Here is a 6,146-nt window from a genome sequence, read left to right as displayed (position 1 = left end):
CTACGACGTCAAGGGCCACGCCCACGGCCGCAAGACGTTCCACCACCCCGAGGTCGGCGACCTCACCCTCGGCTACCAGTCCATGGAACTGGAGGGCACCCCCGGACACCGCCTGGTGACGTACTACGCCGAGCCGGGCACCGCCGATCACGACGCGATGGTCCTGCTCGACCTGCTCGGGCAGGAGCAGCCCGCGAAGAGGACCCCGGCGCACGACGACCGGTCGGCGGCTGTGGAGGACGATCCCGCCTCTCCCCTGTCCTGACCTGCCCTCGGCCTTTCGGCCGATCGATCGCGGTCCTGTTGCCGCCCGGTCCCCCTGCGGACAACCTGAAGGCCGGCCCTCACGGCAAAGAGGCCTCCGACGCCGACGCGGGTTCCACGACCACGCCGCTCGACCCACGCTCCGAGGGACACGTAGTTGGAAAGCGAGCAGTACGGACCGCCGCAGGGTGGCCCGCCGGCCGGCGCACGCAAGGCGCCGGCGAGCAGCCGGGTGACCACCTTCGAGCTGTTCTTCGACCTGGTGTACGTCTTCACGCTCACCCAGATCACCCAGTACATGGCCCACCACCACACCGGCACGGGAGTGCTGCACGGCGTGCTGCTGCTGGCGCTGGTCTGGTTCTCCTGGTCCGCGTACGCCTGGCTGGGCAACCAGGCCCGGGCCGACCGCGGCGTCGTACGCGCGGGCATGGCACTCGCGATGGCCGGGGTGTTCGTGGTCGCGCTCACCGTCCCCGAAGCGTGGGACGACCTGCCCGGCGGTCTGAACGGTCCGCTGGTCCTGGCCTGCGCCTACCTGTTCGTACGTGTCGTGCACCTGGTCCTCTACAGCGTACTGGCGCGTGGCGACCGCGGGCTGCTGCGGCAGATCGCCGTCTCCTGGCCGCCGGTCCTGGCGGGCTGCGGGCTCCTGATCGTCGGCGCGGCGGTCGGCGGCCGGTGGCAGACGGCGCTGTTCGCGGCGGCGATCGCGGTGGACTGGGGCGGTGTGTACGCCACCTCCCGCCGGGGCAGCTGGCGCATCCACAGCGCCCGCTACTTCGCCGAGCGGCACGAGCTGTTCATCATCATCGCGATCGGCGAATCCCTGCTGGCCATGGGCGCCGGGGCCACGGACCACCCGGTCGGCGCAGGGCTGCTCGCCGCGGCCGTACTGGGCGTGGCCGCCGCGACGGGCCTGTGGTGGCTGTACTTCGACCTGGCGACCCTGATCGGCGAACGCCAGCTGGACAAGGCGCAGGGCCAGGCCCGCCTCAGCCTGGCGGTCAACGCCTACGGCTATGCCCACTTCCCCGTCATGGCCGGTGTCGTCCTGACCGCCCTCGGCGTCGAGGGCGTCGTCGCCCACGCCGACGACGGCAAGGCGCTGGGCGGCTTCTACGCCTGGGCCCTGTGCGGCAGAGCGGCCCTTTACCTGGCCGGCCTGCTGCTGTTCGGCCGGATCATGCTGAACGTATGGGGCGGCTTCCGCCTGACGGGCCTGTGCCTGCTGCTCGTGGGCACCCCCGCGGCGGCCGCACTCCCGCCGGTCGCCGCCCTGGCGGGCGTCGTCGTCATTCTCACTGCGGTGGCCGCGGCGGAGGCCCGCTGGTACGCGGAACTCCGACGCCACGTGGGCCGATGAGCTTCTTGATGCGATCCGATGGCTGGGCCTGCTGGGTGCCCTGACCGGCCCTGCGGCATCGGTGGCCCGGGCCGACCGGGGGCCCGTCGCCGTGCCGCCGGTGCCACCGGCCTCGTCAGGTCTTCCCCGCAGGAAAGTTGGCCCTGATCTCCCAGCCCTCGCCGGCACGGGGGCCCGCGTGCAACTCGCCGCCCAGTGCGGTCACTCGCTCCTTGAGACCGACGAGGCCGAAGCCGCCACCGCGCGCGGCATCCGGCAGTTGAGTGCCACCGCGGGGCGAGGCTGTGTGCCGCTGGCGCGCCGGCAGCCGTGCATAGCCCGGGGGCCCGGGTGCCAGTCGGTGAGGAGGCCGTCCGCCCGGGTCCGGACTGCGGGCCCGGACCCGGGCGGATTCAGGGCCTCGGCTGTCGGCTCGTTACGGCGTCGTCAGCTCACCGGCGCGCAGCGCCGCGGTCACGCCGCCGTCCATCAGGAGGTCGGCTCCGGTGATGAAGCCGGCCTCGCGGCCGAGCAGGAAGGCGGCGGCCGCGGCGACCTCCTCGGAGGTGCCGAACCGCTTGGCCGCCGAGGTCTCGCGCACCTTGTCGAACCACTCGCGGCGCGGGCCGGAGAGCTCGTCGAGGGCCAGCGGGGTGATGATCACGCCGGGGCTGACGGCGTTCACGCGGGCTCCGCGCTTGCCCCACGCGGCGGCGGCCGTCTGCACACGCAGCGAGTTGGCCCGCTTGGACATGGCGTAGGCGTGGACCGAGGAGCCGAGCCGGTCCGGCTGGAGGAAGGGCAGCGCGAGCAGTTTCGAGGTCTCGGTGGTCGCGAGCGCGTGCTCGATCTCGGGCGTGTAGGGGCTCTCCCGGTGCCCGGCCATGCTGGCGACCACGATGCCTGCCCCGCCCGGCGCGATCACCCGGGCGAAGGCGTCCAGGACATACGACGTGCCCAGCAGATCGACGTGCAGCAGCCGCTCGATGGTCGCCTGGGTGGGTGATACACCGGCGGCCTGGATCACCTGGGTGACCGCACCCATCTCGGCGGCCGCGGCGGCCAGCGCCTCGACCTGGGGCAGATCGGAGATGTCGGTGGCCTGCACCGCCACCTCGTAGCCCTCGCCGCGCAGCTGCTCGGCGGCGGCCTGCGAGGCCTTCTCGTCATGGGCGGCCAGCAGCAGGGTGCGGCCGGTGCCGACCCGGCGGGCGATGGCCAGGCCGATGCTGCCGGGGCCGATGACGACGACGATTTCCTTGGCGGGGCTGGGTTCCTTGCTCATGTTTCGCGCTCCTTCGCTCCACGTTCTCGATGTGGCCGACCGGGCCCTGGTCACAAGCTCGCGTCGGCCCGTAGTGCTCTTCACACGCCGTCCGCGCGGGCATGACCGAAGGCCGGATACAACTGGCAAGGGGCATGCGTGCCGCGGATGGTGGCGTCCGTGACGGTGCGGCGGCCGAGGAGATGGGCTGCGGCGCCTTCCACCTCGGCGTAGGGCCTCTGCTCGTCGACGCCGTGGTGGTCGAACCGTCCGGCGCACATCTGCGCGGGAGCCGGCTAAGCCGCCATGAGGTGGTGCTCCTCTCATCGGCACGGGAAAAGGCACTTCACCCAGCCTGGTGCCTCCGCCCGCCGCGAGGCAGACCGTGATGATCAGGGGAACGACAGGTCCCCCCACTTGGCCGCCTCCAACGACGACAAGGGGACAGGAGATCGCGCGCCGACGCGTACGACGTGAGTCGTCTACACCGGGCGCCGGATTCGGCCGCCGGCCTACTCAGCGCCGTGGAGGAGTACGGCGCCGCTGCCGGTAGAGACCTGCCGGCGCCGCGGGCCCAACCCGTTCATGCGCGGGACATGGCCGACGGACCGGTCAGCTGCTCGAAGCGTCCCTCGACATCGGCGGGCGCGGGGCAACGCCTGCGCGTCGCCCCCACCCGTCCTGCTGCTCGTCGCTCGCGCGCCGCTCGGCGGCCAGCTGCGGCACCAGCCCACCGGGCCCCTTCCCGTCGTCCACGGGATGGTCGAACGCCACGATGTTGATACCCAGTCGTATGTCAGCCCTTCGCCGCAGCCCCAGCTCCGCGCTTCCTGGTTCAGTCCCGGCTGAGGGTCGCGCGGGCGTCGCCCGCGGAGCGCCGGACGGCGGAGTCGGTCAGCTCCCGCACCTTGTCGGCGGGCACGGGGACGCCCGGGACCTCGAAGAACCAGCGCCCCATCTCCTCCTGCGTCAGCCCGTCGGGCTGCGCCGGCAGGTACGGCTGGACATAGACGGGGGTGCCCGGCTCACTGCGCCAGCTGTCGGCCAGCGTGCCGATGTCCACCGCGTCGTAGCCCAGCGCGTCCAGCAGCTCGGCCACCTGCGCCTTGGCGGCCGTATCGTCACCGGCGACGGGCAGGGCGCTGCGGTCGGCCGCACCGGCGGGCCGGGCGGCAGTGAACAGGCGCACGAAATCGATGCTGTTGAACCCCTTGACCACCCGGGAGTCGGCCAAGTGCCGCTGCACCAGGGCGCTGGAGGTCTGCTCGCCCGCGTCCAGTTCGGCGATCCGGTCGTCGCGCTCGGGGTAGTAATTCATGGTGTCGATGACGGTCTTGCCCGCCAGGGCGACAGCGGGGAGCTGCGTGTAGGTGTTCAGCGGGACGGTCGCCACCACCAGGTCACCGGCCTGCGCGGCCTCAGCGGGTGTGGCCGCGCGGGCCCGCGGGCCGAGTTCGGCGACGAGGTCGGCGAGGGTTTCCGGGCCGCGGGAGTTGCTGAGTACGACGTCCAGTCCGGCGGCGACGGCGAGGCGGGCCAGCGCGCTGCCGATGTTGCCGGCGCCGATGAGTCCGAGGGTCTTGGTCATGACGTCATGTCCATTCCAGTAGGTGAATCAGCGGGAAACGGGATGTGGGGTCTCAGCCGCGCAGGCTCATGCCCCCGTCGATCGACCAGGCCTGGCCGCTGATCCAGGCCGCGTCGTCGGAGAAGAGGAAGGCGACGGCGCCGGCCAGGTCGGCGGGTTCGCCCAGGCGCGGGCTGCGGGCGAACTGCAACGCCATGGCCTGCAACTGCTGGTCGTCCGGCTGCTGCTGGGTCTCGCCCATGACCGGGCCGGGGGCGACCACGTTGCAGCGGATGCCATCCTTGCCCAGCGGGAGGCGATGTGGCGGGTCAGCGCGCTGCCCCCGGCCTTGGAGGCGGCGTACGCGGGGCGGGTGGGTTCGCCGGGATCATGCGGACGCCCGCGCTGGGCACCCGCACACTGGAGAAGCCGAACGGCTGGCGCCCCGCCATCGCCCAGGCCCTCGCCGAGCGCGCCGATCCCCCGTGGCCAACTCTCCTGGTTCCGGCGGTACGCGCCGCCGCCGCGATGGACTGCCTGAATGTCGCCGTCGACCACTGGACCGCCTCCGACGGCCACCTCCGCCTCGACGTCGTGCTCGACGAGGCTTTCGCCGCTCTCGCGCCGCGGTAGGCACGTCCGCCACCTGCTCTGCGGAGACGGCCCGCGCCCGGGCGGTCCTCCGGCACAGGCGGCCACCACTCGGTCAGCACCGATCCCGTCCGCCCTTGATCGGCTGGGCGGGCATCGACAGGTGGCACGCGAGGAGATCTCCGGCCTGCTGGAGCGGCTCGCCGCGTCCCGGATGCGCGTGAACCGCGCGGGGTGCACCGCCATCTGACGGTCGTGCCGGCGCTCATCGCGTGCGCGGTGTCGGCCGGAGCGCCGACGGACATGGTGTTCATCGAGCCGGGCCGGGCCCTTGCTTCACACGTGCCGCCACCCGCTCGCCGTACGTTCGTATGGCACCGGCTCGGGCCACCGGGCTGTCGATGCTTCCGCCGCCGACGAGGTAGGGCGTGCGACGAGGCGGTCACCGGCCGGCGGTGAGTACCGCAGTGCGCCGGGACCAAGCGCCTCCGACTGCGGCGTCCAGCAGGAAGGCGGCGACGTCGGCCCGGGAGACCCTGGGCAGGCCGGGCAGGCGGTCCAGCTCGGTCAGGTCGACGGCATGGACGTTGCCCGTGGCGGGCTTGTTGGTCAGCAACACCGGGTAGGCCAGCGTCCAGTCCAGGACGGAGGCGGTGAGGATCCGCTCTCCCTCGGCCTTGTCGGCGAAGGCCGCCTTGCCGCCCGAGTTGTAGAGGAACCGGGCGAACGCGGAGGCCTTGGCCAGGGAGTCGCCGACCCCGAACGCCGACATGATCAGCACGCGCTTGGTGCCGCTGTCCTCGGCCGCCCGGACCAGCGCGCGGGTGCTGTCGGCGATCAGGCTGCCGGGATCCTTGACCTTGCCGAGACCCAGCGTGCTGACCACAGCGTCGGTGCCGCGCATCGCCTCGGCGAGCGCACGGGCATCGCGAACGTCCCCCTCGACCACGGTCAGCCGGTCGGCCGGGGTGAGCTTGGAGGCGTCGCGGACGAAGGCCACCACCTCATGTCCGGCCGCGGTGGCCCGCTCCACGAACAGGGCGCCGGTGGCACCTGTGCCGCCAAGGAGGAGGATTTTCATCGGACAACGTCTCCCGTCAGGAGCCCCAGCGGCT

At 72.6% G+C, this 6,146-nt stretch carries 7 protein-coding genes and 1 pseudogene; 3 read left to right on the top strand and 5 right to left on the bottom strand.

What is annotated here, in order from left to right:
* Both IG08_RS0140935 and IG08_RS0140930 read left to right on the top strand, forming a co-directional pair.
* Window positions 1-265: MmyB family transcriptional regulator (locus tag IG08_RS0140935; RefSeq protein WP_030615439.1), on the top strand; the 265-nt coding region annotated here is incomplete at its 5' end.
* 156 nt (window positions 266-421) lie between these two features.
* Window positions 422-1,630, top strand: a complete 1,209-nt coding sequence (locus IG08_RS0140930) for a low temperature requirement protein A (RefSeq protein WP_030615436.1) — start codon at window positions 422-424, stop codon at window positions 1,628-1,630.
* Between the two features lie 415 nt (window positions 1,631-2,045).
* Here IG08_RS0140930 and IG08_RS0140925 read toward each other — a convergent pair whose 3' ends face one another.
* From IG08_RS0140925 to IG08_RS60830, 4 genes and pseudogenes are all read right to left on the bottom strand, one after another.
* The gene (locus tag IG08_RS0140925; RefSeq protein ID WP_030615433.1) at window positions 2,046-2,894 is read right to left on the bottom strand and encodes an SDR family oxidoreductase; all 849 of its coding nucleotides are present in this window, start codon (window positions 2,892-2,894) and stop codon (window positions 2,046-2,048) included.
* An 80-nt stretch (window positions 2,895-2,974) separates the two neighbouring features.
* On the bottom strand, window positions 2,975-3,154 hold the full coding sequence (locus IG08_RS0140920; RefSeq protein WP_030615430.1) for a hypothetical protein: 180 nt from the start codon (window positions 3,152-3,154) through the stop codon (window positions 2,975-2,977).
* A 554-nt stretch (window positions 3,155-3,708) separates the two neighbouring features.
* A pseudogene (locus IG08_RS0140915) lies at window positions 3,709-4,464 on the bottom strand (NADPH-dependent F420 reductase); the annotation flags it as partial.
* Between the two features lie 49 nt (window positions 4,465-4,513).
* Window positions 4,514-4,723 carry an SDR family oxidoreductase gene (locus tag IG08_RS60830; RefSeq protein ID WP_030615424.1) on the bottom strand — a complete coding sequence of 70 codons (210 nt, stop codon included), beginning with the start codon at window positions 4,721-4,723 and terminating at the stop codon, window positions 4,514-4,516.
* A gap of 38 nt (window positions 4,724-4,761) precedes the next feature.
* Here IG08_RS60830 and IG08_RS60325 point away from each other — a divergent pair, with 38 nt between their 5' ends.
* Window positions 4,762-5,073 (top strand): acyl-CoA-like ligand-binding transcription factor, encoded by a 312-nt coding sequence (locus tag IG08_RS60325; protein ID WP_234343088.1) that lies wholly within the window; start codon window positions 4,762-4,764, stop codon window positions 5,071-5,073.
* 400 nt (window positions 5,074-5,473) lie between these two features.
* Here the strand turns inward: IG08_RS60325 and IG08_RS0140895 are convergent, their stop codons facing one another.
* On the bottom strand, window positions 5,474-6,112 hold the full coding sequence (locus tag IG08_RS0140895; protein ID WP_030615418.1) for an NAD(P)-dependent oxidoreductase: 639 nt from the start codon (window positions 6,110-6,112) through the stop codon (window positions 5,474-5,476).
* Between the last annotated feature and the right edge of the window lie 34 nt (window positions 6,113-6,146).

Origin of the sequence: Streptomyces fulvoviolaceus, assembly GCF_000718165.1 — a bacterium.
Classification (GTDB): Bacteria; Actinomycetota; Actinomycetes; order Streptomycetales; family Streptomycetaceae; genus Streptomyces; species Streptomyces fulvoviolaceus.
Note: the sequence above shows the minus strand (reverse complement) of the source record. Positions and strands in the feature narration are given on the sequence as shown.